Genomic DNA, 24,908 nt, shown 5'->3' with positions numbered 1-24,908 from the left:
GCTAGTCGGCGGCCGGGTCAGGTGGCGACGCGGCGCTTGGTGAGATCCACCGTCCCCGGGAACTCGCCCTCGCCGGGCCGAACCCGATAGCCCGCCTTCTTGTAGAGGCGAAGGTTCTCGGTGCTCTTGGCACCGGTGTTGAGCCAGAAGCTGCGCACGTCCTCGGGTGCCAGCGACTCGGCATACGAGAGGAGTTCTCGTCCCAGACCACGGCCCTGGAGGTACGGCGCGACCATGAGTCGCCCGATCTGCCACGTGGCCTCGTGCTCCGGGTGCGGTCGGACGCGGAGCGAGGCGAGCAGCTTCCCGTCCTTCCTCCAGACCCGCGTGTCCCATTCCTGTATGCCGTCCCGCACCGTCTCGAGGTCCTCCTCACCGGCGCCGAACATGCCGTATCGGGCGAACTCGGGGGCCCAGCACGCGCGGGTCAGGACCTGGAGGTCGGGGGCATCGGCCGGGGTGGCAATGCGCTCCTCGAGCTCGGCCAGCCCTCCCGTCGCCGCGGCAGGCGGAAGCAGGTCCGGGCGGCGGGCGGCCGTGCGCTGGATCCGCTGCTCGTGTCGCCACTTCGCGATGGCCTGGTGGTTGCCTCCGAGGAGCACCTCGGGCACGGCGCGCCCGTCCCACTCGGCGGGCTTGGTGTAGACGGGGTACTCGAGGAGGCCGTCCTCGTGCGACTCCTCGATGAGGGACTCGGCGTTGCCGATGACACCCGGCAGGAGTCGGGCGATCGCCTCGACCATGGCGAGGACCGCGACCTCGCCACCATTGAGGACGTAGTCACCGAGCGACAGGACGCGCACGGGCATGCGCTCCCCCGCCCACTCGTAGACGCGCTCGTCAATCCCTTCGTAGCGTCCGCAGGCGAAGGCGAGCCAGGGCTCGTCGGCCAGTTCACGGGCGATCTGTTGCGTGAACGGCTCGCCGCCCGGCCCCGGGATGATGAGCGTCGGCACGGCGTCCACCGCGCTGTTGTCGCGCGAACGCCCCTGTGTCACGACGTGGTCCAGCGCCTCTGCCCAGGGGCCAGGCTTCATGACCATGCCGGCGCCCCCGCCATAGGGCGTGTCGTCGACGGTCCGATGCCGATCGTGGGCGAAGTCGCGGAGGTCGTGCACCGCCAGATCGAGCAGGCCGTCGCGGCGGGCCTTGCCGATGAGCGACAGGTCGAGTGGCGCGAGGTACTCGGGGAAGATCGAGACGACGTCCAGACGCATCGGGGCGGCCTCAGCTCTCGTCGAGATCGAAAAGGCCGGCTGGAGCGTCGACCACGACGTGCCCGGCCTCCGTGTCGACCTCGGTGACGATGGCCTCGACGAACGGGACGAGGGCCTCACGCCCACCCGTGAGGCGCACCTCCAGCAGATCCTGGGCAGCACCGACGACCAGGCCGGTGACCTCTCCGAGAGTCGCCCCCGAGGGGTCCTGCACCGCCAGGCCGACGAGGTCGTGCTCGTACCAACCGTCATCCTCGTCGGTGTCGTCATGCGCCGTCGCGCTGACGTCGAGGAAGAGGCGGGTGCCACGCAACGATTCGGCGCCCGTGCGGTCGGGGATCTCGGCGAACCCGAGCAACCAGATCTCGCGGTGCTTGCGCGCAGTCGCGAGGGTGAGCTGACGCGGGACGCCCGTGCCCACCGCTGCCTGGGTCTCGAAGGTCGTGCCCTCGACGAAGCGGCGCTCGGGGTCATCGGTGTGCGTCTGCACCGTCACCTCACCGCGCAGCCCATGGGGCTTGCCGATGCGGGCGACGAGAAGCGCGTCGGTGCTGCGGGACATGGTCAGATCCTCTCAGGCAGGGGACACGCGAACGCGCCGCGCCCCTCCCGGGGACACGGCGCGTTCGTCGTGGTTGCTGGCGGTTCAGCGCACCCGGTCGGTGTCGACGATGTCGATCCGGACGGGGCGGCCACCGGCGAGGGCGGTCAGCACCGTGCGCAGGGCACTCGCCGTGCGGCCGGAGCGGCCGATGACGCGACCAAGGTCATCCGGGTGCACCCGGACCTCGATGATCTCGCCGCGACGGAGCTCCTTGCGCTTCACCTGAACGTCGTCCTTGTGGTCGACGATCCCGGTGACGAGGTGCTCCAGCGCCTCCTCGAGCACGGTCAGGACCCAGCCTTGACGAAGCCAGCGGCCTCAGCGTCGGCGCCGGACTTGAACCAGACCTCGGCGACCGTCTGGTCGTACCACTGGCCGTCCGGCTCGTGGTACTTGCCGGAGTCCTTGTTGCCCTTGACGGTGTAGCCCTCGGGGGCGGAGCCGTCCTCGAGCGCCGCAACGGCACCCGCGGGGAGGTCGGCAACCGGAGCAGCCTCGGTCGCACTCGCGTCGGCGTCAGCGTCAACGCTGTCGGCCGAAGCCGCGCCCGAGTCGGTGTCGGCAGCCTTGGGGGCCTCCTCGACCTTCTCCTCGGCCTTGGGGGCCTCGGCAGCGTCGGACTTCTTGGCGGCCTTCTTCTTGGCGGTGGTCGCACCGGAGGCGTCGGCACCGTCGGCCTTGCCGGCAGCGGCGAGAGCGGCCTCGTAGAGGTCCTTCTTGTTGGCCTTGGTCTCGGCCACCTTGAGGGTGCCCTCGTCCATGATCTTCAGCAGGGCGGCGACGGCCTCGGTCGGCTGTGCACCCTGGCCACGCCAGTAGTTGGCGCGGTCCATGTCGATCTCGATGAGCGACGGCTCCTGGTTGGGGTCGTACTTGCCGATCTCCTCGATCGCACGACCGTCGCGCTTGGTGCGCGAGTCCATGACGACGACGCGGTAGATGGCGGTACGGATCTTGCCCATACGCTTGAGACGAATCTTGACGGCCACGTGTGTGGTCTCGCTTTCAGGTTGTGGGCACGGCCAGACCGCGGGAGAAATCACGCGGGGTACCGAACGGCCCGGGGTAGGCATCCGGCCGACATCAGCGCCAGCCAGAAGGTGTACAGCGGACCATTCTGCCAGACCAGCGGGGGTGGTCCTGACCACGGAAGGTGAGCGCACGGCATACAAAGCATTCTTCGTATGCCGTCCGCGCCCCCTTGTCGCAACGCTCGCTCGGGCGGACGATGAGTTCATGAGCGTCGCCCTCGCCTCACCGCCGAAGGTCAACGGCTTGCTGTTGCTGTGGTTCGTCACGGGTCTGGCATGCGTGCTCACCGTGATCGGGATGTTCTCGATCGGGATCTTCGTGGCGCCTGTGGCGCTGGGGCTGCTGGCGCTGTCAGTGGTCCTGACGAGCCAGAGCCCCGGGGCATGGCCGGCGATCGCGGGACTCGGGCTCGCCGCGGCAGTGGGGCTGGCCTGGCTCGGCTGGATCTTCGCGACGAGCGGGCCGGCCGAGATGTCGTGCTTCGGCGACTCGACCGGCGCGGAGATCTGCACGTCCAACGGCCGACTCGTCGACCCCGGAGCGATCGAGTGGGGTGTCGCCGTCTGGTGGTTCGTGGCCTCGGTCGCCACGGGGGTGGCAGCGATGGTGGCCTATGCCGTCGCGGCGTCCAGAACCCGATCCAGCGTTGCCAGGCTCGGCAAGTAGGCCCCCAGCGCCTCGGTGATCTCACCCTGGGCCTGCTCGCGCCGCTCAGGCTGCGCCGCGTCGTCCAGCGCCAGGCGGATCTGGCTGGCGAGGAAGTTCGTCTCGCTGCAGAGCACCATGGCGAAGTCCCTGAGATCAGCGAGCACCCCTGGCCCACCGGCTGCCCGGTACGCCGTCACGGTTCGGGTGATCGCCTCCTCATCAAGGGTGTTGTCGAGCACATGCCACTGGACGAGCGTCTTGGCGAGCTCCCGCCCCGGGTCGAGGGGCCCGAAGTCCTCCCAGTCGAGGGCGCGCAGGCTGCCGTCGGGCGCGACGAGCGCGTTGTCGGGGTGGAGGTCGCAGTGCCCGAGGATGAACGGTCCTGTTGCGGGGTGGGCCCGGCGCACCAACTCGTCGTATGCCGTGAGGTCCCCAAGTCGCGCCGCAAGGGCGTCGTGCCATGGTCGCCCCGCGGACTGCTCGACGAGGTGAGCCCACTCGACCGGTGCCAGCATCGCGGTGTACCAGCTCCGGGGCTGGCGCTCAGTCGCTGGCGCGGCTCGATGCAGCTGTGCCAGAAGTGCGCCGAGTTGCTCAGCAAGCTCTGACGTGCGGGCGCCGACCGAGTCGCCCTCGATCCAGTGACTCACTCGGGCCCTGCCGCCGCCGAGGTCGGCCGGGACCTCGGCGACGAGGCGTCCGTCGGTTGTCCCGACATGGGTCGGCACCTCGACCTCGCGCGCGGCGAGGTGGTCGAGCAGGGCGGCCTCTCGGCTCACGGCCTCGACATCGAACGGATGGAACGGTCGCTTGACCGCATACTCGCGGCTGTCGACCTGCAGGTGCCACACGTCGCCGTCCGCACCACGCCCGCCCACGGTTCGGAGGAGCGGGCCGTCACCCAGCCCGAAGGAATGCCGCACCCACTCAGCGAACTGGTCCACGCGGCATACCCCTCTCACCAGGCGCTGGGTTCGAAGTCCTTGACGAAGCAGCCGTAGATGTCCTCGCCGGCCTCGCCGCGCACGATCGGATCGTAGACGCGGGCGGCGCCGTCGACGAGGTCGAGTGGCGCGTGCCAGCCCTCGGCGGCGATGCGGAGCTTCTCGTGGTGCGGGCGCTCGTCAGTGATCCAGCCCGTGTCGACAGCGGTCATGAGGATGCGGTCGGTCTCGAACATCTCGCCCGAACTTGTCCGGGTGAGCATGTTGAGCGCGGCCTTGGCCATGTTGGTGTGCGGGTGTCCGGCGCCCTTGTAGCGGCGGGAGAACTGGCCCTCCATCGCCGACACGTTGACGACGTAGGCCCGTCGGGCACCGCCCTGCACCGCGGCGCGGAGGGACGGCCGCAGCCGTGAGATGAGGATGAACGGCGCGGTCGAGTTGCAGAGCTGCACCTCGAGGAGTTCGAGCGGGTCGACCTCGTCGACGACTTGGGTCCAGCTGTTGTTGGTCTGGACGTCGGGCAGCAGGCCGCCCGCGTCGACGGCCGTGCCGGAGAGGTGCGCGTCGAGGCTTGCGTGCCCTGCAGTCAACGCCATTTCGGTCATCGAGGCGGCCGTGCGCTGTGCGAGCGAGCGCGCAGCGTCCTCCTCGGACTCGCCCTCGTGGTGGGCCACCTGGTGCATCGACAGGGTGCCGAGAAGGTTCGCCGGGTGCGCCTCACTGATCCGGTCGAATGTCACGAGCTCCGGGTAGCGCACATTGCGCTCGAGCGGGACCTTCTCCCCGTCGACGAGGTGCGAATAGGACCCCGGCGACCGACGCACCGTCTGCGCCGCGTTGTTGATGAGGATGTCGAGCGGACCGGCCGCGGCCACCTCGTCCGCGAGCGCGACGACCTGGGTGGGATCGCGCAGGTCGATGCCGACGATCTTGAGCCGGTCGATCCAGGTAGGCGAGTCCTCTTGAGCGGCGAACCGGCGCGCGGCGTCGTGTGGGAAGCGCGTCGTGATCGTGAGGTGGGCGCCGTCGCGCAGGAGCATGAGCGCGATGTACATGCCGATCTTGGCGCGGCCACCCGTGAGCAGGGCGCGCTTGCCGCTGAGGTCGACCCGTTGGTTGCGCTTGAGGTGGCTCTTGGCCGCGCAGGTCGGGCAGAGCCAGTGATAGAACGCGTCGACGATCGTGAAGTCGGCCTTGCAGATGTAGCAGCCTCGCGGCTTGATCAGTTCCCCCACCGTCGTGCCCGCCGGCGGGACCTCGAGCAGGATGCCCTTGGTCTCGTCATCGATGCGCATCGGCGACCCGGTCGCGGTCTTGGCGAGGATGGCCTCGTCGTGGTCGATCTGCGGCTGCTTCGCCTCGCGACGCCGCGCCTTGCGGACCTGCTTGTACATGCGACCGGTGGCGCGCTTGATCGTCTGGATGTCGGGGTGGCCGGCCTCGAGCTCGGGGAGCTCGGCGAGGACGCGCAGAACGGTCGCGAGGTCGTCGGGGTCGACGCCAGGTCCGAAGTCCTCGGGGTCGTTGTCCGTCGGGTGCTCGTCGACGGGGCGGGTGGGGCGTGCGTCAGTCATGCGCGGTTGGTCCAGGCTTCCGGGTCGTCGGTCAGGTCACGAACGGTGGGCGGCAGGTCCCCGCTCAACACGTGGGCCAGCGAGGTCTCGTCAAGCACGGCACGGAGGCTGGCGCGCACCGCCACCCACACGGTGGGCAGATGCGCCGCAACCCCGTCATAGGCGGTCTCGTGTGGCCGCAGCCCCCTCACCTCGGCGAGAGGACCATCGACGGCGCGGAAGACATCGCCGATCGCGATGTCGGTCGCGGGTCGCGCCAGGGCATAACCGCCGCGCGCGCCACGAGTGCTCGTGACGAGTCCCGCGGCGCGCAGGTCGGCCGCGATGGCCTCGAGGAACTTGCGGGGCAACGCCTGTGCGGTGGCCAACGACTCGACACTCACCGGGCCCTCCCCCGCCGAGGCGGCCTCGGCAAGGAGAAGCATCGCGCGCACTGCGTACTCCGTGCGCGCCGAGATGTCCACGAGTCCATTCTCCCGCACGCGTGGTCGTGCTCCGAACGCCCACGATGCGGCAGCCCCCGACCATCATGTGAGACATAACTTCCTGTTACTTGCTCCATAAGGGATCCGTCATCAAAACTCCTACCCATCAGATCGGATTTCATCGACGTCGGGAGTTCATGACATGCGCAAGCTCACCCTTTTGGCCATCGTCGGCCTGATCGCCCAGCTCGTCGATGGAAGTCTGGGCATGGCCTACGGCGTGACGACGACCAGCCTCCTCCTCCTCATCGGGACGAACCCCGCTGCCGCCTCGGCGACCGTGCACCTCGCCGAGATCGGCACGACGCTCGCGTCGGGCACCGCGCACTGGCGATTCGGCAACGTCGACTGGGGCGTGGTGTTCCGGATCGGCATCCCCGGAGCTGTCGGCGCCTTCCTCGGTGCGACGGTCCTGTCTTCGCTCGACACCGCGACCGCCAAGCCGCTCATGGCCCTCATCCTCGTGTCCCTCGGCGTCTACATCCTCGTGCGCTTCACGCTTCGCGGGCTGCGCACCGATCGCCTCGGACAGCCGCTCAGGTCCCGCTTCCTCGCTCCCCTGGGCCTCTTCGCCGGGTTCGTCGACGCGACCGGTGGCGGTGGCTGGGGCCCGGTCGGAACGCCCGCGCTGCTGGCCTCAGGGCGCATCGAGCCCCGCAAGACGATCGGCTCGATCGACACCAGCGAGTTCCTCGTCTCCGTCGCGGCGAGCATCGGCTTCCTCATCGCGCTCGGCTCGCAGGGCATCAACTTCGGCTGGGTGGTCGCCCTGCTCATCGGTGGCCTCATCGCCGCCCCCATCGCCGCCTGGCTCGTGCGGCACCTCCCCCCGAGGGTGCTCGGCTCGGCAGTCGGTGGCCTCATCATCCTCACCAACGTCCGCACCCTCCTCGGCTCGTCGTGGATCGACGCCGGCGACACGACGAAGGCCGTGACCTACGTCGTCATCGCCGCCGCGTGGATCGCCGCCATCGCATGGTCGGTCGGTGAGCACCGCAAGGACACCGCGCTCACCCCCACCGCGGCCACCGACGACGAGCACCTGCTCGAGGCCGACCCGGTCTGAGCCCGAGACTCCGTCAGTAGGTCACACCGCGCAGGATCACCGCGCTGGGTTCGCCCAGCGCGGTGATGTCCTGTCGGGGGTCGTGATCGAGCGCGAGCAGGTCCGCGTCGGCGCCCTCCTCCAGGCCGGGCCGACCGAGCCAGGCACGCGCGCCCCACGTGGCCGCGCCCAGGACCTCGGTGTTGCTGAAGCCGATCTCCGCGAGCTCGACGGCCTCCTGCGCGGCGAGTCCGTGGGCGATCGAACCTCCCGCATCGGTTCCGAGATAGATCGGTATGCCGGCCTCTCGCGCCGCGCCGAACGTCTCGTAGCGTCGTGCGTGGAGGTCGACCATGCGCCGGTGGTAGTCGGGGAACTTCTCGCGGGCCGGTTCGGCGATGGCCGGGAACGTGGCGATGTTGACCAGCGTCGGAACGATCGCGATCCCCTGTGCCGCAAAGGAGTCGATCGTGTCGGCCTCGAGGCCGGTGGCGTGCTCGATGCAGTCGGTGCCCGCCGCCGCAAAGTCCCTCAGTGAGTCGGGCCCGAAGCAGTGCGCCGTGGTGCGGGCGCCTTCCTCGTGGGCGGCCGCAATCGCCTCCTTGAGGACGTCCGCCGGCCAGCACGGCTGCAGGTCACCGGTCTCCCGGTCGATCCAGTCCCCCACGAGCTTGACCCACCCGTCGCCGACCCGAGCCTCGATCCGGACCCGCTCGACGAGCTGCTCCGGCTCGACCTCCCACGCGTAGTTGCGGATGTAGCGCTTCGTCCGGGCGATGTGGCGACCCGCCCGGATGACCTTGGGCAGGTCGTCGCGCTCGTCGATCCAGCGGGTGTCGGCGGGCGAGCCGGCGTCGCGGATGAGCAGCGTTCCGTTGTCGCGGTCCGCGAGCGCCTGGGCCTCCGACGTGGCGTCATCGACTGCGCCGTGGCGATCGAGCCCGACGTGGCAGTGGGCGTCGACCATCCCCGGGACGAACCATCCGGACAACGTCTCGACGTCGTGTCCGGTCCCGGTGGGACGCTCGAAGGTGATGCGTCCCCCGATCACCCACGCCTCGGGTCGCACGTCCTCGGGTCCGACGAGGACCTCTCCCACCAGGTGCAGCACCGAACCCGTCATGGGACTGACCTTAGCGAGGAGCGTGTCGCGGCCGACGTCAGCCGGGCAGGCCTCCGGCGAGTCGGCCGAGCGCATCCTGCCAATGCTGTTGGTCGCCTCTGGGGTCGCCCACGATGCCGCGTCCCTCGTGGTAGACGTCGACCCGGGTTCCCTCGCCATCGGGATGCAGTTGAACGTCGAGCATGCTCAGGGGGCCGTCGTCGTGGGGATGCCACGTGACGCGCACGTTCTCCATCGGGTGGAAACTGCGGACGACACCGTAGGAGCCGTCGCCGGCCTTCCACGGTGCGCCCTTGCTCCCGATCCGTGCCCCCTCACCGAGGAGCGCCTCGGTTCCGGCGTCGCTGGTCAGGTGCTGCCACACCGCACTCGGGTGTGCCGAGACCGTGGTGGTGGCGCGCACGCCCACCTGCGGCTCGTCGTCGGTGTCGTCGGGAAGTGCGTCGACCTCACTGCTCATGCCAGACCTCCGTCATAACCGGGGCCGCCCGGGACGGGCGACATGGGACTAGCAGACTCCTTCCCGGCGCTCATGGCAACAGGTCGGCTCAAACCGGTCCGGCGTTCCTCACGGTGTGGAGGCGACGACGCGGCGTAGCGCTTCGGTGACGACAGCGGGCGCGTCACTGTGGACCCAATGAGCCGCACCCTTGACGGTCACCTGGCGGGTCTTGGGGAAGAACGCACGCATTCGCTCGCCGTCCTCGTCCACGACATAGGTGCTCTCCGCACCCGTGATCCACAGCACCGGACCGTCATAGGGGGCCACCCCGCCGGGTTCGAACGGGAAGTCGGCGACGGCCGAGTCGTCACCGCGTGCCGCGTCGGCAGCAAAGAGCCCGACGTTGGCCTGCCACCTCCACGAGGCGCCTTCGCGCCGCAGGTTCTGGAGCAGGAACGCCTTGACGCCCGGATCGGATTCGTTGAACCGCGCCTCGGCCTCGGAGCGATCTCGCACTTCCCCGAGCGGTAGCCGCTGCATCTCGTTGATGTAGCCGGTGAACCGGTCGAGGTTCCCATAGCTCTTCGGCGCGATGTCCACGACGACGAGCTTTGACACTAGCGCGGGCTCGGTGAGCGCCAGCGTCATCGCCGTCTTGCCACCGAGGGAGTGCCCCACGACGATCCATGGCTCCGGATCGATGGCGCGCAACGTCGAGGCGACCTGCGCGGCATACCCCTGGAACGAAAACTCGGCCGACCACGGACTGCGACCGTGGTCGGGAAGGTCGACGAGCGTGGCTCGCACGCCGTCCCCGGCCGGACCAGCGAGCCCCTTGGCGATCGTGGACCAGTTGCGGCCCTGCCCGAAGAGCCCGTGCAGGAAGGCGATGCGTGGCCCAGCAGTGCCGACCGACAGCGTGTGCAGCGGTTCGGCGGCTGCCGGCGGCGTGGTCACTTGCCCAGGAACTTCTCGAAGCCCTTCGGCAGCTGCGACGCGTCCATCGCCGCGGGGTCGAAGCCGTCCGCAGCCCCCCCACCGAACGAGGCACCCGCCGGCTTGGACGCCGCACGCTGTGCCGCTGCCTTGGCGTCGGCAGCGCGCTTGGCGGGGTTCCCCGACTTCGACTTCTTGCCACGGACCTGTTGCTGCTGCTGACGGGCCTTCTTGCCGCCGCCCATACCCGGCATGCCGGGGATACCGCCGCCGCGGGCCAGCTGCTTCATCATCTTCTGGGCCTCGCCGAACCGCTCGAGCAGCTGGTTGACCTCGGACACGGTGACACCGGAACCGCCGGCGATGCGGGCGCGGCGCGAGCCGTTGATCTGCTTGGGGTGGTTGCGCTCGAACGGCGTCATCGAGCGGACCATCGCCTCGACGCGGTCGAACTCTCGCTCGTCGAGGTTGTCGAGCTGAGCGGACATCTGGCCCATGCCCGGCATCATCTTGAGCATCGACTTGAGCGAGCCCATCTTCTTGATCGCCGACATCTGCTGGAGGAAGTCGTCGAACGTGAAGTCCTCGGCCGCGAGGAACTTGCGCTCCATCTCGGCCGCCTGGTTGCGGTCGAACGCCTTCTCGGCCTGCTCGATGAGGGTGAGGACGTCACCCATGTCGAGGATGCGCGAGGCCATGCGGTCGGGGTGGAAGACCTCGAAGTCCTTCACGCCCTCACCGGTCGACGCGAACATGATCGGGCGGCCGGTGACCCCGGCGACGGACAGCGCCGCACCACCGCGGGCGTCACCATCGAGCTTGGAGAGCACGACGCCGGTGAAGTCGACACCTTCGAGGAAGGCCTCGGCGGTCTCAACTGCGGCCTGACCGATCATCGCGTCGATGACGAACAGGACCTCGTCGGGGTTGATCGCCTCGCGGATCTGCCCTGCCTGCGCCATGAGGTCGGCGTCCACGGCGAGGCGGCCGGCGGTGTCGACGATGACGACGTCGTGATGCTTCGCAACGGCTTCACGTATGCCGTCCCGAGACACCGCGACCGGGTCACCGAAGCTTCGCGTGCCTTCGCCGGTGGGCCCGACCGCGTCGTGGCCTCCGACATTGCCCTGCTCCGGGGCGAAGACCGGGACACCCGCGCGCTCGCCGACGACCTGGAGCTGGGTGACGGCGTTGGGCCGCTGGAGGTCTGCCGCGACGAGCATCGGCGTGTGGCCCTGCTCCTTGAGCCAGTAGGCCAACTTGCCGGCGAGGGTGGTCTTGCCGGCGCCCTGGAGGCCGGCGAGCATGATGACCGTCGGCCCGGTCTTGGCGAACCGGATCGTGCGCGTCGCCCCACCAAGGATGTCGACGAGCTCCTCGTTGACGATCTTGACGACCTGCTGGGCCGGGTTGAGCGCCTGCGACACCTCCGCACCGAGGGCCCGGTCACGTACGGAGGAGGTGAACTCCTTGACGACCGGCAGCGCGACATCCGCGTCGAGCAGCGCCAGTCGGATGTCGCGGACGGTCTTGTTGACGTCGGACTCGGACAGTCGCCCCTTCGTGCGAAGGTTCTTGAAGGTGGCTGTCAGGCGGTCGGAAAGGCTCGTGAACACCGCACAAGGTTAACCGGAGACCCCAGCGCCCCCGTCACGCCGACTGTTCAGGAGGCGTTCGCGCCACACCCCACCTGACGTGCCTCGACCCACCGTCCCTTGCTGAGCAGGAAGAGCCGAGACTGGTGCGACACAGAGCACCCATCGGGGAGTGGCCCACCATCGAAGGACACCATCTGGGGGAAGCCTGCCGCCGAACTCTTGGTCGCATCGACCACGAACGCCTCGGCGACATCCTTTCCATCAGAACCCGGAAGAATCTCGCAGGCCCGAATGGTCGCTCCCACGAGGCCCGAAGCCTCCTCCAGGGACAACTTCGGAACCGAATTCGCCAGACCCACGGAGCACGAATCCTCGTCGGCGGAGATCTCCGACGACGTGGGAGATGCCGACCGTGCCGAGGGTGATTCCGGTGAACGCGCACACCCGCCCAAGACAACGAGTGCGAGTGCGCCACCCCAAAGAAGCCTTCGGTCACTAATTGCCCACGTACGCACTGGGGGCCCACTTCCTCAAGCCGCTTAGCTGGGTGCAGTAGTAGCTCTTTCCACTGAGCCAGTGAATTGTTCCCTTCACGATGCCGGTAGCAACGACTCCGCCTCCACCGACACCGTAGTAGCAGGTGCCGCCCGAATCTCCTTTCATGAAGCCATCCGAATCGGTAAACCCATCACGATCACCATCGTGCCGAGTCTCCAGCATGTGCGCACTCGAGACTCCTTCGATCGTTTCCGTGCGATAAGAGCCCCGGACGATATAGCGACATATTTGAGCGGTGGTCCTGCCGGACGTGCAGATCTCATAGCCGACCGGCCTCGACCCATAGTTGCCGTCCACAATTGGTAGCGTTGCATTCGACGACAGTGGTCCATTGAAAACGACGGTGCGATACGATGATCCGCTCAATAGTTTCCAGTCACCGTATATGTCGGCATTTCCTGGATAACTTGTTGTGTATTGAGAACCAACAAATGCCCCACTATTGTAGAAGGTTGTAGCGGTGCAGTGCCCCGCCGTTAGGACCGTTCGCGCCGTGCCGATTCTAATCGGAACACCAAGGGAACAGTTCGCGCTCCCATTGTAGATCTCCGCGCCCATATTCCAGGGTGAGCTATTGTCCCGCCTCGTGGTGTTTGTCGACCGACCCATGTCGCGTGCTCGAAGGGGCATATCTGCCGGTAAGCCAAACTGACTACGAGCCCAACCGGCGGGGTTGCCTCGCGCTGCACTAGGAAGATCTCCTTCGGCGATCGCAACATCAAGTCCACCGACTACTACATCGGGCCCAACTACGGAGTCGATTTCTTCAGCAGAACTTTCGTCTGCGACCGTACTCGATGCTCTGAGCAAAGCGGAAAGCGAATTTGGAACGATAGCAACTTCAATCTTCACATTGGTGTTCCTCTGGGTGACTTCCGCCACCGCCCGAGTCGCTTCGCCACTGTGATATGGGAGTGTGAGCAACACTGCGGAGTAATTTGAGCAAAAGGCAACACCGGTAGCGCGATCAGGATTCTCATCAACAAATCCTTGGAGGCTATCCGCAGCGTCAGTGAGATTTGCAGACGGAGTTCCGTACCATATAACGTCTCCGTTGCCGTCCGTCTCAAGGCAAGCCTTCTCGGCTTGGCTTGACGGAATTGAGCTACTTCCAATCGTTAGCGCCAGCACGAGGGCGCCAACCACCTTCCCCCTAGTTTGCATGAGCAATAACGTAGCGCACCGAGCGCCTCCTAGGCTACGAATCGGGGAGGCGGGAACTTCGAAATCTTTGGGTGCCTCGTCCCGCATACACACGCCCCATCAAGGTTACCTGAACGTCACAAGTCGGTAGAGCGTCACTTGCGCGACGACTAGGCGTGGACCCGGACAGGTCAGGTGCTCCGGTCACAGGCGTCAATGACGACGCCGACGACCTGCGCGACCTTCGCCGGATCGAGAGGGCGGCCCGAAAAGTCGGTGACATAGAAGGTGTCCAGGGTCTGGCCGGCATACGTGGCAATGTGCGCGGAGCGCACCGACACCCCGGCCTTGGCGAAGGCCATCCCCAGCTCGTGCAGCAGTCCGGGCCGGTCTTGCGCCCGCACCTCGATGACGGTGGCCTCCTGGCTCGCGCCGGGTACGACGAGTGCCCGCGGCTGCCCCGGCGTGCCGATCGTCGACTGCCCGCTCGGCCGCCCGGCAAACTGCCGGCGACGGTCGAGCCGCCCCAAGGGGGCGCGGTCGCCACTGGCCAGACGCATGAGTCCGCGCACGATCCGGTCCCGCTCGGGCTCGGCATCGCTCGGGCTCTCGACGTGCCACTCGTTGACGGCGATCCCATCGACGGTCCGCAAGACGGCGGTGCGCACGACCAGACCCTCAGCGGCCAACAGCCCTGCCGTGTCCGCGAAGAGGCCCAGACGGTCACGGTCGGCGATGTCGATCCGGTAGGACCCCCCGTTGGGGACGACCGCGACGTAGGGCTCACCACTTGCCAGGGTCGACACGAGATCGTCGGGCACCAGGGACGGCTCGGCCTCGCCGGCCGCCGGGGTCGATGGGCTGAGCCGTTCGCGCACCGCCGCCGCGAACTGGTTCAGCAGGGCGGCTCGCCAGTCGGTCCACGCCTTGGGTCCGGCGGCCACCGCGTCGGCCTCGGTGAGAGCCACCAACAACTCGAAGCGGTCCCTGTCCCCATCGACGGCCGCGATCGCGGCATCGATCGTGCGGGGGTCGGAGTGGTCCCGACGGGTCGCCAGCTCGATCAGCGTGAGGTGCTCGCGCACGAGCGCCACCACCGTTGCGACGTCTGCGTCGGAGTGACCCAGACGACGCAGGATCGCCTCGGCGATCGGCGCACCAGCGACGGAGTGGTCGTGTGCCCCCGGCACCTTGCCGATGTCGTGGAGCAGGGCGGCGAGCAGCAGCAGGTCGGCGCGGCCGACACCGCGCAGCAGACCGGTCGCGTGGACGACCGTCTCGATGAGGTGGCGGTCCACCGTGTGCCTGTGGACCGCGTTGCGTTGCGGCCGAGACCGAACGGCCACCCACTCGGGGAGCCAACGCTCGATGATCCCCTGCTGGTCGAGGCCCTCCCACACCGTGACGAGACCCGGTCCCGCCGCGAGGAGGTCGCTGAACAGCCCCCGGGCCAGCGGCGTCCACGGGGTTGGCAGGTCGGCGCACTTGGTCGCAAGGTTTTCGAGCGTCACCGGCGCGATGGGCAGGTTGGCCCGCGCGGCGAGGACGGCCGCACGGAGGGGCAGGTGCGGGTCCGAGTCGAGCAGACGCCCCGAGCCCAGGACGACCTCGCCATCGCTCTCGAAGAGTCCGAAGCCGAGCGGACGCATCTGCGGGCGGCGCGGCCCCACGCGCAGCACGCGTGCTCGCTGCGACTGCGCGGCCCGACGCACGGTGCCGTCGATGGCATAGGCGATGGCACGGCCCGCGTCCGAGACGTCGGCGAGCAGGTCGTCGGGGTCGTCGTAGCCGAGGAGTGCCGCGACCGCATCGTGGTCCTCCCGGCCGAGTCGGTCCCGTCCGCGCCCCGTGACGACGTGGACCGCGTCGCGGACATCAAGGAGCGTTCCGTAGGCCGCGTCGACCTCACCACGCGGACGGTCGGCCAGCCACGCCTCGGCCAGCGCGTTGAGCACGGTCATGTCGCGCAGGCCCCCGTGGGCCTCCTTGAGTTCCGGCTCGATCGACTGGGCCAGGTCACCGTGCCGGTGGTGGCGCACGGACATCGCCTCGGTGAGCTGTGGGAGGCGCTTGCGGGCGTTGGCCCGCCAGTCGTGGCTCACCGTCGCTCGTGCAGCTGCCACCACCTCCGCGTCGCCCGCGACGGCCGAGATGTCGAGCAGCCCCACGGCTGCGGTGAGGTCGTCCGCCGCCACGGCCCGGCACTGATTGACCGTCCGCACGCTGTGGTCGAGGCGGACCCCGGCGTCCCAGATGGGGTACCAGATGCGGTCCGCGAGCCGGGTGATCTCGTCAGCGGACAGGGTGCGGCCGTAGTGCAGGAGCACGAGGTCGTAGTCGGAGAGCGGTCCGGCGTCACCGCGACCGACGCTCCCGACGGCGGCCAGAGCCACGCCTTCGACGTTGCTCCCCTTCGTCGCTTCCTGCCAGATCCCGGTCAACCACTCCCGGTTGAACTCGGCGAGCCGCAGACGTCGCTCCGGCCCGGACCCGGCCGTCTCGAAGGCCCGAGTGCCGGCGAGGTCGAGCCGTCGGGCGGCCACGTCCGTGACGTCGGTCATGCGATCACTCCCCTCATCCGACTTTGTGCCCCATTGGGACAACTCGCTGGCGCTCGCCCACTGGCCTTCGTGCGACTTTGTGCCCCATTGGGACAACTCGCTGGCGCTCGCCCACTGGCCTTCGTGCGACTTTGTGCCCCATTGGGACAACTCGCTGGCGCTCGCCCACTGGCCTTCGTGCGACTTTGTGCCCCATTGGGACAACTCGCTGGCGCTCGCCCACTGGCCTTCGTGCGACTTTGTGCCCCATTGGGACAACTCGCTGGCGCTCGCCCACTGGCCTTCGTGCGACTTTGTGCCCCATTGGGACAACTCGCTGGCGCTCGCCCACTGGCCTTCGTGCGACTTTGTGCCCCATTGGGACAACTCGCTGGCGCTCGCCGTCCCAATGGGGCACAAAGTCGCAGTGCTCAGATGGCTTCGGAGCCGCGTTCTCCGGTCCGAACCCGGACGACGTCCTCGACCGGCACCGTCCAGATCTTGCCGTCACCGATCCGCCCGGTCTGGGCGGCCTTGAGGATGACGTCGGCGACGCTGGAGGCGTCCATGTCGTCGACAAGGACCTCGAGGCGGAGCTTCGGGACGAAGTCCACGGTGTACTCGGCGCCGCGGTAGACCTCGCTGTGGCCACGCTGGCGGCCATAGCCGGAGGCCTCACTGACGGTCATGCCCGAGATGCCGTAGGCCTCGAGGGCCTCCTTCACCGCGTCGATCTGGTGGGGCTTGATGATGGCGGTGATGAGCTTCATGCCTTGACTCCTTCAGGGGTGAGCTCGTCGTGGTGACGGGCGTCGTGGGACAGGGCCGGGGAAGAGGTGGTGCCGAGGCGGCCACCGCGCGACACGAGGTCGTAGCCCGACTCCGCGTGCTCGGCCTGGTCGATACCGGCGACCTCGTCGTCGTCGGAGATCCTCCACCCGAGGGTGTACTTGAGGGCCAGACCGATGATGGCCGTGACGACCGCCGAGAAGATCAGCGAGGCGAGGGCGATGACGATCTGGACCACGGTCTGGTTGATGCCGTCACCGTAGAACAGTCCACCCTCGGTGGCGAGGAGTCCGGCACCGACGGTGCCCCAGAGACCAGCGACCAAGTGAACACCGACGACGTCGAGCGAGTCGTCGTAGCCGAACTTGAACTTCAGTCCGACCGCGAGGGCCGCGAGGGCACCGGCGACGAGGCCGAGGATGATCGAGCCGACGGGCGAGAGCGCGCCACAGGCCGGGGTGATGGCGACGAGACCGGCGACGACACCGGAGGCGGCGCCGACAGAGGTGGCGTGACCGTCGCGGAGCTTCTCGACGACGAGCCAGCCGAGGATCGCGGCGCAGGTCGCGACGGTGGTGTTGACCCAGACGAGGGCCGAGAGGCCGTCAGCAGCGAGTTCCGAGCCCGCGTTGAACCCGAACCAGCCGAACCACAGGAGACCCGCACCGAGCATGACGAGAGGAACGTTGTGCGGGCGCATCGCGGACTTGCCGAAGCCGAGGCGCTTGCCGACGATGAGGGCCAGGACGAGACCGGCGATGCCGGCGTTGATGTGGACGACCGTGCCACCGGCGAAGTCGATCGGCAGGACGTTGGCCGCCCCATCGGTCGCACCGAACAGCATGGCGGCGATGCCGTCCTCGGAGCCGCTGAGGAGACCGCCACCCCACACCATGTGCGCCACCGGGAAGTAGGCCAGCGTCACCCAGAGCCCGGCAAACACGAGCCAGGTCGAGAACTTCGCGCGGTCGGCGATGGCGCCGCTGATGAGCGCGACGGTGATGATCGCGAACGTCAGCTGGAAGCCGACGAAGAGGATCTCGGGGATCCACACGTCCGCGCCGAAGACGTCGATGATCGCGGTGCCGTTGGCGTCGAGGGTCGCGCCCTCGGCGTCACCGACGACACCCTTGAGTCCGAAGTTCTCGAACGGGTTGCCGATGATGCCGCCGATGTTGCTGCCACCGAAGGACATCGAGTAGCCCCACAGCACGTAGACCACGCCGACGACGCCCATGGCGCCGAACGACATCATCATCATGTTGAGGACGGACTTGGCGCGTGTCATGCCGCCGTAGAAGAGGGCGAGGCCCGGCGTCATCAGCAGCACCAGGGAGGCGCAGATGAGGACGAAGGCAGTCGCCGATGCGTCGATTGCGGGCTCGGCCGCGAGTGGGAGGAGAGTTGGGCTCATGGGGAAGGAGTGTGCGAGCGCCCGGTTTCACCTCGCGCAGCGTTGTGTTACGGCTGTGTTGCGCATTCCGGACCAGCGTAAGAAGTGTGTTTCGCCGTCCCCTGCGCTGTGAGAAGGGCGTCGGTGTGAGACTGGGGGCATGGCTCTCTCGGTGCTGATCTATGACGGTGACTGCGGCGTCTGCACGAAGTTGTCGCGGTTCGTCACGACGACGGTGCGCGCCCAGCAGGGCGACTTCGCCGTCAGCGCCTACCAGGACGCCGACCTCGACACGTTGGGGCTGACGGCCGAACAGTGCGACGAGGCGCTGCAGTGGGTGTCGGCCAAGGGGCGGATCAGCTCGGCCCAGGACGCCGTCGCTCGAGTGCTCCTGGCGGGCCGGCTGCCCTTCAAGCCGCTGGGCGCGGTCATCCTCGTGCCCGGCATCAACGCCCTCGCAGGGGTCGTCTACCGCTGGGTGGCGGTCAACCGACACCGGCTCCCGGGCGGGACGCCGGCGTGCTCACTCCCGGCGGCTCAGCGCCCGAGCTGAGGCCGCGCTCGCTCCACCATCGCCCGATCCGGGTGCGTCCCCACCGTGCTCGGAGCCAGTTGGCGTACTCCTCCAGCGGGAGGAAGGCCAGCATCATCACGAGGTGCGGCCAGAACGCAATCGTGATCGCGGCATACGTCATGGCATGGAAGGCGAACCACGCCGCGACGGCACGACGACGCCACTTCTCCGACAGCAGGAAGATCACCGGCGCCGTGAGTTCGGCAGCCATGAGCACCCACTGGAACCAGTGCAGCGTGAACGGGATCTCGAGGAGCCACTCGGCCCACGGGGTGCCGCGCCGGACGACCGCGCGCACCATCGTCGCCGAGTTGACCCATTCGAGGCCGCCGAAGCGGAGTTTGGCCCACGCCGACAGGAAGTACGTCGCGATCGCGGCCATCTGCACGGCCCGCAGCGCGAAGCCCGCAGCCTCCGACCGGCGCTTGTCCGACAGGTGTGCGAGACCGACTGTGGGCAGGAGCGCCAACGCGACGACGAAGTCCGCCCGGTCGTGGTCGACCTTGCCGTAGCTGAACGCGACGTACTGGTACCAGATCCAGCACACCGCAACGGTCCAGCCAAGAAGGCGCGGCGCACGTCCCGTGAGCGCGAGCGCAGCAGCGATGACGCAGCCCCACTTGAGGACCTCGACGAGGAGCACCGAAGCGGGCGGCAGGTGGAGCATCTCCCCCATGACCAGCGGTTCGTACCAGACCGGGTCGGCCTGCCCGTGGTACCAGCCCGACGTGTGCAGGAACAGCACGTCGATGATGACGAAGGCAAAGACGAGCAGGCGCAGCACCGCCACGCGCGCGACGGGCATGGGCGTGAACAGCCAGGAGGCGAGCCTGTTCATGGTGCGGACCACTCGGCGAGCACGTCCGTCTCGACCTCGCCCGTGGGCTCTCGGTCGACGACGATGATCTTGTGGCGCACGACCCGCAGCCCGAGCCATGCGGCCGACCCGGGACGCAGGCGCGCATGACTGGCGGCGAGGGTGCCGAGGCGAGCCGGGTCAGCCTGGATCTGCGGGATACGTCCCTCGACCTCCGCGCGGTTGACGCCGACGTTCTCGGGGGTCAGGCGAGCGGGGACCCACGTGTTCGGGTCGTCGGCGGTGCGCACCTCGATGCCGGTCGACCAGACCGAACCGGTGGCGGCCTGCGACGTTGCGAACATCCGCCAGGGGCTGAACGGCCACCAGTGGTCGTTGCCGACGAGGGATCCGGCGCAGAACAGGGCGGTGAGAGCCACGACGAGCCCGGCTCGCCAAGCGCGACCCAATCGGCTGAGTCGGAGCACGCCCGACTGCCCTTCCCCCGCATTCATGCCGAGAGGGTATGCCGTCCGCCCACCTCTGCGCGCCGGTTCCGGTCAGAAGGCCGAGATGTCCCCCGTGGAACGCTGCGGCCGGCTCAGGCCGCGGAGAACTGCGACCTGACCGTGCCGACGTGCGGCGACCCCGGCGAGGAGCGTGAGGACCGGCAGCGTGACAGCCTCGTCGTGTTCGGGGGTCTCGACGCCAACGCTCACAGCAAGGTCATCGCCGTGCACGACCATCTCCATCAGGCGGGTCGTGAGGAAGGCATCCGTCGGGAGCGCCCATCCCTGCCACGGGATGTGCACGACCTGGGGCCGCCCGCCCTCCGCGAGGAGCCGTGGAAGTTCGGCGAGCGACTCTTGGGCCTGTGCGAGAACGGCGTCGGGGCCGATCGCCGCTGCTTCGTTGTCGCGGTCGTTCTGATCGGGGTCGACCTCGCCGCTGCGCGACTGGGCCACCCAAGGCGCCTGGTCGTAATGGTCGAGCAGACCGATGACTCGCGCGTCGCCGGGTGCGCGCGTCGCGAGCAACTCTGCCGTCCTCCGAACCTGGGCGACAAGGTGGTGGGCGAGGCCTCCGACCGTCATGCCCTCGCACTCGCTATCGCGCTCCCACGCGTCCCTCACCTCGGCGCGCCCGGCGAGCGCGAGCGTGCGCTCGGCGCAGGCAAGGAACGCCTCAGTCGGAACGCTCGGGAGGGCAGACGGCATACGCGCGTTCCTCAGTCGATGATCGCGTCGACGAAGCCGGCAGGGTCGAAGGGCGCGAGGTCGTCCGGGCCCTCACCGAGTCCGATGAGCTTGACCGGGACACCGAGCTTGCGCTGGACCGCGACGACGATGCCACCCTTCGCGGTGCCGTCGAGCTTCGTGAGGACGATGCCGGTGATGCCGACGACCTCGCTGAAGACCTCGGCCTGACGCAGGCCGTTCTGGCCGGTCGTCGCGTCGAGGACGAGAAGGACCTCGTCGATGGGGCTCTGCTTCTCGATGACGCGCTTGACCTTGCCGAGCTCGTCCATGAGGCCGACCTTGTTGTGGAGGCGCCCCGCGGTGTCGATGAGGACGACGTCGGCCTCCATCTCGGCTGCCCCCTTGACGGCGTCGAACGCCACCGCGGCGGGGTCAGCGCCGTCACGGTCCGAGCGGACGGTCGGCACACCCACCCGCTCCCCCCACGTCTGGAGCTGGTCCGCCGCAGCCGCACGGAAGGTGTCCGCGGCGCCGAGGACGACGTCCTTGTCCTCCGCGACCAGCACGCGGGCGAGCTTGCCGACGGTGGTCGTCTTGCCGGTGCCGTTGACACCGACCACCACGATGACGGCGGGGCGACCATCGACGCGCGACGACGTGATCGAGCGGTCCATCGACGGGTCGACCAGGGTCAGCAGCTCCTCGCGCAGCCACCCACGAACCGTGGCCTCGTCGGCGTTGCCGTGGACCTTGACCTTGGTCCGCAGGTGGTCGACGAGTTCGGTCGACGCCTCGACCCCGAGGTCCGCAGTGAGGAGCGTGTCCTCGACCTCCTCCCAGGCCGCCTCGTCGAGGTCGCCGCGCGACAGCAGGGCGAGCAGGCCCTTGCCGAGGGCGGTGTTGGAGCGGGCCAGGCGTGCGCGCAGCCGCTGCAGCCGAGTCTGGGGCGCCTCGGGCCGTTCGACCTCCGGGACCGTGACCGGAGGAAGGGTGTCCGGGGCGGTGGTGTCGTCGGTGGGCGCCGGGAGGGTGTCGACCGACCCACCCGAAGCACGCTCGGTCTCGTCATCCGGCGCCGGGCGCGGCTGCCCGGCCTGCTCCGCCGGTCGCTCCCGGGGCAGCTCCTTGGTGGCTCCCCCGCGCCCCCGGAGGAGGGTCGCAGCAAGCCCGCCGAAGACGACGAGCAGGCCGAATGCGACGGCGACGTATTCCCAAAGAGTGTCGATGGCGCTCACTGGCCCATCCTCGCATCCACCCTCAGAAGATGCGGACCCGCTCGTCCTCGGGGACCCACATGCCGTCGCCCTCGGCCACGTCGAACGCCTCGTGGAACTCGGTGAGATTGCGGACGGCGTTGGCGCGCAGGTCCATCGGCGCATGCGGGTCGATCGCGAGGAGTCGGACCGCCTCCGCCTCACGCGCGGTGCCGCACCAGACCTGAGCCCACCCGATGAAGAAGCGCTGGTCACCCGTCAGGTCGTCGATGACCGGAGCCTCGCCGCCTTCTGTGGAGATCCGGTATGCCGCGTGCCCGATCGTGAGCCCGCCGAGGTCTCCGATGTTCTCGCCGACCGTGAGCGCCCCGTTGACCTTGTGACCGGTCGCGTCACGCGACTCGAGGTCGTTGAACTGGGCGATGAGGCTCTGGGCGCGGCCGTCGAAGTTGGCGCGGTCCTCGTCGGTCCACCAGTTGCGCAGGTTGCCGTTGCCGTCGTACTGCGAGCCCTGGTCATCGAAGCCGTGACCGATCTCGTGTCCGATGACAGCCCCGATGCCGCCGTAGTTCACGGCGTCGTCGGCCTCGACATCGAAGAACGGCGGCTGGAGGATCGCGGCCGGGAAGACGATCTCGTTGAGACCCGGGTTGTAGTAGGCGTTGACCGTCTGCGGCGTCATGAACCACTCGTCGCGGTCGACCGGCCCGCCGAGCTTGGCGAGGTTGCGGTCGACCTCGAAGGCGGTGGCGCGGGCGACGTTGCCCACGAGGTCGGTCGCGTCGACCTCGAGGCCCGAGTAGTCGCGCCACTTGTCGGGATAGCCGATCTTGGGCGTGAACGCTTCGAGCTTGGCGAGCGCCTCACGACGGGTCTCCAGACCCATCCACTCGAGGCCGATGAAGTCGCGACGGAAGGCCTCGACGAGGTTGTCGACGAGCTCGACCATCCGCTCCTTGGCCCGCGGCGGGAAGTGCTGGTCGACATAGAGCTGTCCGACGGCCTCGCCCAGTGCGTCCTCGACGAGCCCGACACCGCGCTTCCAGCGATCACGGATCTGCGGCACCCCCGAGAGGGTCCGGCCATAGAAGTCGAAGTTCTCCTCGACGATCTCACCGGTCAGGTAGGCCGCGAGCGCGTGGACGACACGCCAGCGCAGCCAGTCCTGCCACGTCGCGATGTCGACCTCGGTCAGGGCGGCCGCGATGGAGCGGAGGTGGTCCGGCTGCCGCGCGATGACCTGGTCGAAGGCACCTTCGGGCGCCTGGGCCGCCGCGAGGTAGGCGTCCCAGTCGACGCCCGGGGTGAGTGCGTCAAGCCCGGCCCGGTCGACGAGGGTGTAGGTCTTCACCGCGTCGCGGTTGGTCACCTGGTCCCAGTGGGAGGCCGCGATGCGGGTCTCGAGGGCCATGATCCGGTCGGCGGCAGCGGTCGCCGACTCACCGGCATACAGGCCGGTCAGGGTGAGCATCCGCGCAACGTGCGGCGGGTAGGCGGCTCGAATGGCCTCGTGCTGTGGCTCGCGGTAGTAGGCCTCGTCGGGGAGGCCGATGCCCGCCTGCTCGAGGTAGACCACATAGCGGGTGGAATCGCGGTCGTCGGTGTTGACGAATGGCTGGACGAGGCCGTCGACGCCGGCACGCATGAACTGCCCGAGGAGCGCCATGATGTCGGTCGGCGTCCTGGCCCCGTCGATCGCGGTGAAGAACGGTGCGAGTGGCGCAGCGCCGAGCCCGTCGATGCGCTCCTCGTCCATGAAGGAGCTGTAGAGGTCCCCGACCTTCCGGGCGACCGTCCCGGTCTCGGGGTTGCCCTCCGCGACGGCGACGATGATGTCGCGGACCTGCTGCTCGGCGTTCTCACGCAGCACGTCGAAGCTGCCATAGCGACCCCGGTCCGCCGGAATCTCGGTCTCCTTGACCCAAGTCCCGTTGACGTGACCGAAGAGGTCGTCCTGGGGACGGATCGAGTGGTCGCTGGCGGAGTGGTCGATCCCCGAGCGCATCAGGAACGCGCGCTGGTCTCGGCGGATGCGCTGAGCGCCGGGTCGTCGGACGCGCCCGGGTCGGAGCGCTCCAGCCGCTGAAGCGCGGCCTGCTGACGATCCTTGAGCGCACTCACGACCTCTTCACCCTTGGGCGTGAGGATCCCCCGTCCGTTGCGGCGGGCAGGAACTGCGACCAGCACCACCACCACGAGGGCGAGGATGACGCTGATGAGCATGCCGATGATGAGCGCGACCATGCCTCAAGGGTGTCCTAGTGCGGCTGCGCCCGCAAAACGACACCCCGGGGCTGAGATGGCGCACATGTTGAGGCGGGTGCGCGCGTAGGCTCCCCACGTGACCGACACGACCGCGGCGGACGGCGTCCCTTCCCGGGGTCTGCGAAGGCTTCCAGCCTGGGTCGAGGTCGTTCTTGCGGTCGTCGTCGTCGCCCTGGTGCAGGCGTTCGTGGTCAAGCCGTTCGGGGTCCCCTCTCAGTCGATGGAGCAGACCCTGCGGATCGGCGACCGGATCATCGTCAACCGCACCGATCAGGATGTGGCGCGCGGGGACGTCGTCGTCTTCGCCCACGGCGCGACCTGGCAGCAGACGCGCCTTCCCGCCTCGGACAACGTCTTCGAAGGCGCCCTGCGCAGGGTCGGCGACGTGACCGGCATCGGACCGTCGAACACGGCCTACACGGTCAAGCGGGTCGTGGGCATGCCCGGTGATCGCGTGAAGTGTTGCGATCCCGAGGGCCTCGTCACCGTGAACGGCACGCCCCTCGACGAGTCCTACGTCTTCGAGGACCACACGTTCCGTACCCCGAGCCTCACGTGCGAGTCGACCCCGCGCTCCACGCGGTGCTTCCCGGAGGTCGTGGTCCCCGCGGATCGGCTCCTCGTGCTCGGTGACCACCGCTCCCAGTCCGCCGACTCAGTGGCGAACTGCCGAGGAGGCGCGGACGCACAGGGGTGCGCGAGGTTCGTGCCGGTGAACCGCGTCGTCGGGCCGGTCGTGTTCCGGATCTGGCCGCTCGACACCTTCGGCCGCGTCAACGACAGCTGAAC

Annotated in this window: 25 protein-coding genes; 4 read left to right on the top strand and 21 right to left on the bottom strand. The window is 68.6% G+C overall.

What is annotated here, in order from left to right:
- Positions 1-17: 17 nt before the first annotated feature.
- The 4 genes from trmD to rpsP all read right to left on the bottom strand — a co-directional run bounded on the left by trmD (position 18) and on the right by rpsP (position 2,894).
- Positions 18-1,217 (bottom strand): tRNA (guanosine(37)-N1)-methyltransferase TrmD, encoded by a 1,200-nt coding sequence (gene trmD, locus N802_RS12470; protein WP_035916708.1) that lies wholly within the window; start codon positions 1,215-1,217, stop codon positions 18-20.
- Positions 1,218-1,227: 10 nt separating this feature from the next.
- On the bottom strand, positions 1,228-1,779 hold the full coding sequence (rimM, locus tag N802_RS12465) for a ribosome maturation factor RimM (protein WP_035916707.1): 552 nt from the start codon (positions 1,777-1,779) through the stop codon (positions 1,228-1,230).
- An 84-nt stretch (positions 1,780-1,863) separates the two neighbouring features.
- Positions 1,864-2,106 (bottom strand): RNA-binding protein, encoded by a 243-nt coding sequence (locus tag N802_RS12460; RefSeq protein ID WP_035906116.1) that lies wholly within the window; start codon positions 2,104-2,106, stop codon positions 1,864-1,866.
- A 2-nt stretch (positions 2,107-2,108) separates the two neighbouring features.
- Positions 2,109-2,894, bottom strand: coding sequence for a 30S ribosomal protein S16 (rpsP, locus tag N802_RS21055; RefSeq protein ID WP_342666762.1), 786 nt, complete (start codon positions 2,892-2,894; stop codon positions 2,109-2,111).
- A gap of 61 nt (positions 2,895-2,955) precedes the next feature.
- On the opposite strand from rpsP, the gene N802_RS12445 reads away from it, so the two are divergent.
- Positions 2,956-3,519, top strand: a complete 564-nt coding sequence (locus N802_RS12445; RefSeq protein WP_035916706.1) for a hypothetical protein — start codon at positions 2,956-2,958, stop codon at positions 3,517-3,519.
- Here N802_RS12445 and N802_RS12440 read toward each other — a convergent pair.
- Genes N802_RS12440 through N802_RS12430 form a run of 3 tightly spaced genes read right to left on the bottom strand, consistent with a single transcriptional unit; the run spans position 3,465 to position 6,483 of the window.
- Positions 3,465-4,445: a phosphotransferase enzyme family protein gene (locus tag N802_RS12440; protein WP_035916702.1), complete on the bottom strand. Its 981-nt coding sequence runs from the start codon at positions 4,443-4,445 to the stop codon at positions 3,465-3,467. The two genes, N802_RS12445 and N802_RS12440, sit on opposite strands and share 55 nt — an antisense overlap.
- Positions 4,446-4,459: 14 nt before the next feature.
- Positions 4,460-6,019, bottom strand: a complete 1,560-nt coding sequence (locus tag N802_RS12435; RefSeq protein WP_052109902.1) for an SDR family NAD(P)-dependent oxidoreductase — start codon at positions 6,017-6,019, stop codon at positions 4,460-4,462.
- Complete coding sequence (locus tag N802_RS12430) at positions 6,016-6,483, bottom strand: RrF2 family transcriptional regulator (RefSeq protein WP_035916886.1); 468 nt, start codon at positions 6,481-6,483, stop codon at positions 6,016-6,018. The genes N802_RS12435 and N802_RS12430 overlap by 4 nt, the downstream gene beginning before the upstream one ends.
- Positions 6,484-6,646: 163 nt before the next feature.
- Between N802_RS12430 and N802_RS12425 the strand changes: the two genes are divergently transcribed.
- Positions 6,647-7,570 carry a sulfite exporter TauE/SafE family protein gene (locus tag N802_RS12425; protein WP_035916700.1) on the top strand — a complete coding sequence of 308 codons (924 nt, stop codon included), beginning with the start codon at positions 6,647-6,649 and terminating at the stop codon, positions 7,568-7,570.
- A gap of 13 nt (positions 7,571-7,583) precedes the next feature.
- Here N802_RS12425 and N802_RS12420 read toward each other — a convergent pair whose 3' ends face one another.
- From N802_RS12420 to N802_RS12385, 8 genes are all read right to left on the bottom strand, one after another.
- Positions 7,584-8,672 carry an amidohydrolase family protein gene (locus tag N802_RS12420; RefSeq protein WP_035916884.1) on the bottom strand — a complete coding sequence of 363 codons (1,089 nt, stop codon included), beginning with the start codon at positions 8,670-8,672 and terminating at the stop codon, positions 7,584-7,586.
- A 37-nt stretch (positions 8,673-8,709) separates the two neighbouring features.
- Positions 8,710-9,132 (bottom strand): SRPBCC domain-containing protein, encoded by a 423-nt coding sequence (locus N802_RS12415; protein WP_035916698.1) that lies wholly within the window; start codon positions 9,130-9,132, stop codon positions 8,710-8,712.
- 108 nt (positions 9,133-9,240) lie between these two features.
- Positions 9,241-10,071, bottom strand: coding sequence for an alpha/beta fold hydrolase (locus N802_RS12410; RefSeq protein ID WP_035916697.1), 831 nt, complete (start codon positions 10,069-10,071; stop codon positions 9,241-9,243).
- Positions 10,068-11,666 (bottom strand): signal recognition particle protein, encoded by a 1,599-nt coding sequence (gene ffh / locus N802_RS12405; protein WP_035916695.1) that lies wholly within the window; start codon positions 11,664-11,666, stop codon positions 10,068-10,070. The genes N802_RS12410 and ffh overlap by 4 nt, the downstream gene beginning before the upstream one ends.
- A 47-nt stretch (positions 11,667-11,713) precedes the next feature.
- On the bottom strand, positions 11,714-12,007 hold the full coding sequence (locus tag N802_RS12400) for a hypothetical protein (RefSeq protein WP_035916693.1): 294 nt from the start codon (positions 12,005-12,007) through the stop codon (positions 11,714-11,716).
- 1,533 nt (positions 12,008-13,540) lie between these two features.
- A complete protein-coding gene (locus N802_RS12395; RefSeq protein WP_052109901.1) occupies positions 13,541-15,910 on the bottom strand; it encodes a [protein-PII] uridylyltransferase in 2,370 nt (789 codons plus the stop codon).
- A gap of 410 nt (positions 15,911-16,320) precedes the next feature.
- Positions 16,321-16,659, bottom strand: a complete 339-nt coding sequence (locus N802_RS12390; protein ID WP_035916690.1) for a P-II family nitrogen regulator — start codon at positions 16,657-16,659, stop codon at positions 16,321-16,323.
- Positions 16,656-18,092 (bottom strand): ammonium transporter, encoded by a 1,437-nt coding sequence (locus N802_RS12385; RefSeq protein ID WP_035916689.1) that lies wholly within the window; start codon positions 18,090-18,092, stop codon positions 16,656-16,658. Before N802_RS12385 ends, N802_RS12390 begins: the two co-directional genes overlap by 4 nt.
- Before the next feature lie 139 nt (positions 18,093-18,231).
- Between N802_RS12385 and N802_RS12380 the strand changes: the two genes are divergently transcribed.
- Positions 18,232-18,624 (top strand): thiol-disulfide oxidoreductase DCC family protein, encoded by a 393-nt coding sequence (locus tag N802_RS12380; RefSeq protein WP_035916687.1) that lies wholly within the window; start codon positions 18,232-18,234, stop codon positions 18,622-18,624.
- On the opposite strand, the gene N802_RS12375 is transcribed toward N802_RS12380, so the two are convergent.
- From N802_RS12375 to N802_RS12350, 6 genes are read right to left on the bottom strand one after another with little or no spacing between them, the layout of a single operon-like run.
- Positions 18,557-19,483 (bottom strand): HTTM domain-containing protein, encoded by a 927-nt coding sequence (locus N802_RS12375; RefSeq protein ID WP_035916883.1) that lies wholly within the window; start codon positions 19,481-19,483, stop codon positions 18,557-18,559. The two genes, N802_RS12380 and N802_RS12375, sit on opposite strands and share 68 nt — an antisense overlap.
- The gene (locus N802_RS12370; protein ID WP_035916686.1) at positions 19,480-19,956 is read right to left on the bottom strand and encodes a hypothetical protein; all 477 of its coding nucleotides are present in this window, start codon (positions 19,954-19,956) and stop codon (positions 19,480-19,482) included. The genes N802_RS12375 and N802_RS12370 overlap by 4 nt, the downstream gene beginning before the upstream one ends.
- A 45-nt stretch (positions 19,957-20,001) precedes the next feature.
- Complete coding sequence (locus tag N802_RS12365; protein ID WP_035916684.1) at positions 20,002-20,658, bottom strand: maleylpyruvate isomerase N-terminal domain-containing protein; 657 nt, start codon at positions 20,656-20,658, stop codon at positions 20,002-20,004.
- 11 nt (positions 20,659-20,669) lie between these two features.
- On the bottom strand, positions 20,670-21,875 hold the full coding sequence (gene ftsY / locus N802_RS12360) for a signal recognition particle-docking protein FtsY (protein ID WP_035916683.1): 1,206 nt from the start codon (positions 21,873-21,875) through the stop codon (positions 20,670-20,672).
- A gap of 22 nt (positions 21,876-21,897) precedes the next feature.
- Entirely contained in the window at positions 21,898-23,859 is a 1,962-nt protein-coding gene (locus N802_RS12355) for a M13 family metallopeptidase (protein ID WP_035916681.1), read from the bottom strand.
- Positions 23,859-24,098 (bottom strand): hypothetical protein, encoded by a 240-nt coding sequence (locus N802_RS12350; RefSeq protein ID WP_052109899.1) that lies wholly within the window; start codon positions 24,096-24,098, stop codon positions 23,859-23,861. Before N802_RS12350 ends, N802_RS12355 begins: the two co-directional genes overlap by 1 nt.
- Before the next feature lie 97 nt (positions 24,099-24,195).
- Here N802_RS12350 and lepB point away from each other — a divergent pair, with 97 nt between their 5' ends.
- A complete protein-coding gene (gene lepB / locus N802_RS12345) occupies positions 24,196-24,906 on the top strand; it encodes a signal peptidase I (protein WP_245613928.1) in 711 nt (236 codons plus the stop codon).
- Positions 24,907-24,908: the final 2 nt, after the last annotated feature.

This window comes from Knoellia sinensis KCTC 19936, assembly GCF_000768705.1.
Taxonomy (GTDB): Bacteria; Actinomycetota; Actinomycetes; order Actinomycetales; family Dermatophilaceae; genus Knoellia; species Knoellia sinensis.
Note: the sequence above shows the minus strand (reverse complement) of the source record. Positions and strands in the feature narration are given on the sequence as shown.

What these genes read in the sequence shown, in the direction of transcription:
- trmD (WP_035916708.1), bottom strand. Translation starts at nt 1,217, where the DNA reads ATGCGTCTGGACGTCGTCTCGATCTTCCCCGAGTACCTCGCGCCACTC.
- rimM (WP_035916707.1), bottom strand. Translation starts at nt 1,779, where the DNA reads ATGTCCCGCAGCACCGACGCGCTTCTCGTCGCCCGCATCGGCAAGCCC.
- rpsP (WP_342666762.1), bottom strand. Translation starts at nt 2,894, where the DNA reads ATGCCTACCCCGGGCCGTTCGGTACCCCGCGTGATTTCTCCCGCGGTC.
- N802_RS12435 (WP_052109902.1), bottom strand. Translation starts at nt 6,019, where the DNA reads ATGACTGACGCACGCCCCACCCGCCCCGTCGACGAGCACCCGACGGAC.
- N802_RS12425 (WP_035916700.1), top strand. Translation starts at nt 6,647, where the DNA reads ATGCGCAAGCTCACCCTTTTGGCCATCGTCGGCCTGATCGCCCAGCTC.
- N802_RS12420 (WP_035916884.1), bottom strand. Translation starts at nt 8,672, where the DNA reads ATGACGGGTTCGGTGCTGCACCTGGTGGGAGAGGTCCTCGTCGGACCC.
- N802_RS12415 (WP_035916698.1), bottom strand. Translation starts at nt 9,132, where the DNA reads ATGAGCAGTGAGGTCGACGCACTTCCCGACGACACCGACGACGAGCCG.
- N802_RS12395 (WP_052109901.1), bottom strand. Translation starts at nt 15,910, where the DNA reads ATGACCGACGTCACGGACGTGGCCGCCCGACGGCTCGACCTCGCCGGC.
- N802_RS12390 (WP_035916690.1), bottom strand. Translation starts at nt 16,659, where the DNA reads ATGAAGCTCATCACCGCCATCATCAAGCCCCACCAGATCGACGCGGTG.
- N802_RS12385 (WP_035916689.1), bottom strand. Translation starts at nt 18,092, where the DNA reads ATGAGCCCAACTCTCCTCCCACTCGCGGCCGAGCCCGCAATCGACGCA.
- N802_RS12380 (WP_035916687.1), top strand. Translation starts at nt 18,232, where the DNA reads ATGGCTCTCTCGGTGCTGATCTATGACGGTGACTGCGGCGTCTGCACG.
- N802_RS12375 (WP_035916883.1), bottom strand. Translation starts at nt 19,483, where the DNA reads ATGAACAGGCTCGCCTCCTGGCTGTTCACGCCCATGCCCGTCGCGCGC.
- N802_RS12370 (WP_035916686.1), bottom strand. Translation starts at nt 19,956, where the DNA reads ATGAATGCGGGGGAAGGGCAGTCGGGCGTGCTCCGACTCAGCCGATTG.
- N802_RS12365 (WP_035916684.1), bottom strand. Translation starts at nt 20,658, where the DNA reads ATGCCGTCTGCCCTCCCGAGCGTTCCGACTGAGGCGTTCCTTGCCTGC.
- N802_RS12355 (WP_035916681.1), bottom strand. Translation starts at nt 23,859, where the DNA reads ATGCGCTCGGGGATCGACCACTCCGCCAGCGACCACTCGATCCGTCCC.
- N802_RS12350 (WP_052109899.1), bottom strand. Translation starts at nt 24,098, where the DNA reads ATGGTCGCGCTCATCATCGGCATGCTCATCAGCGTCATCCTCGCCCTC.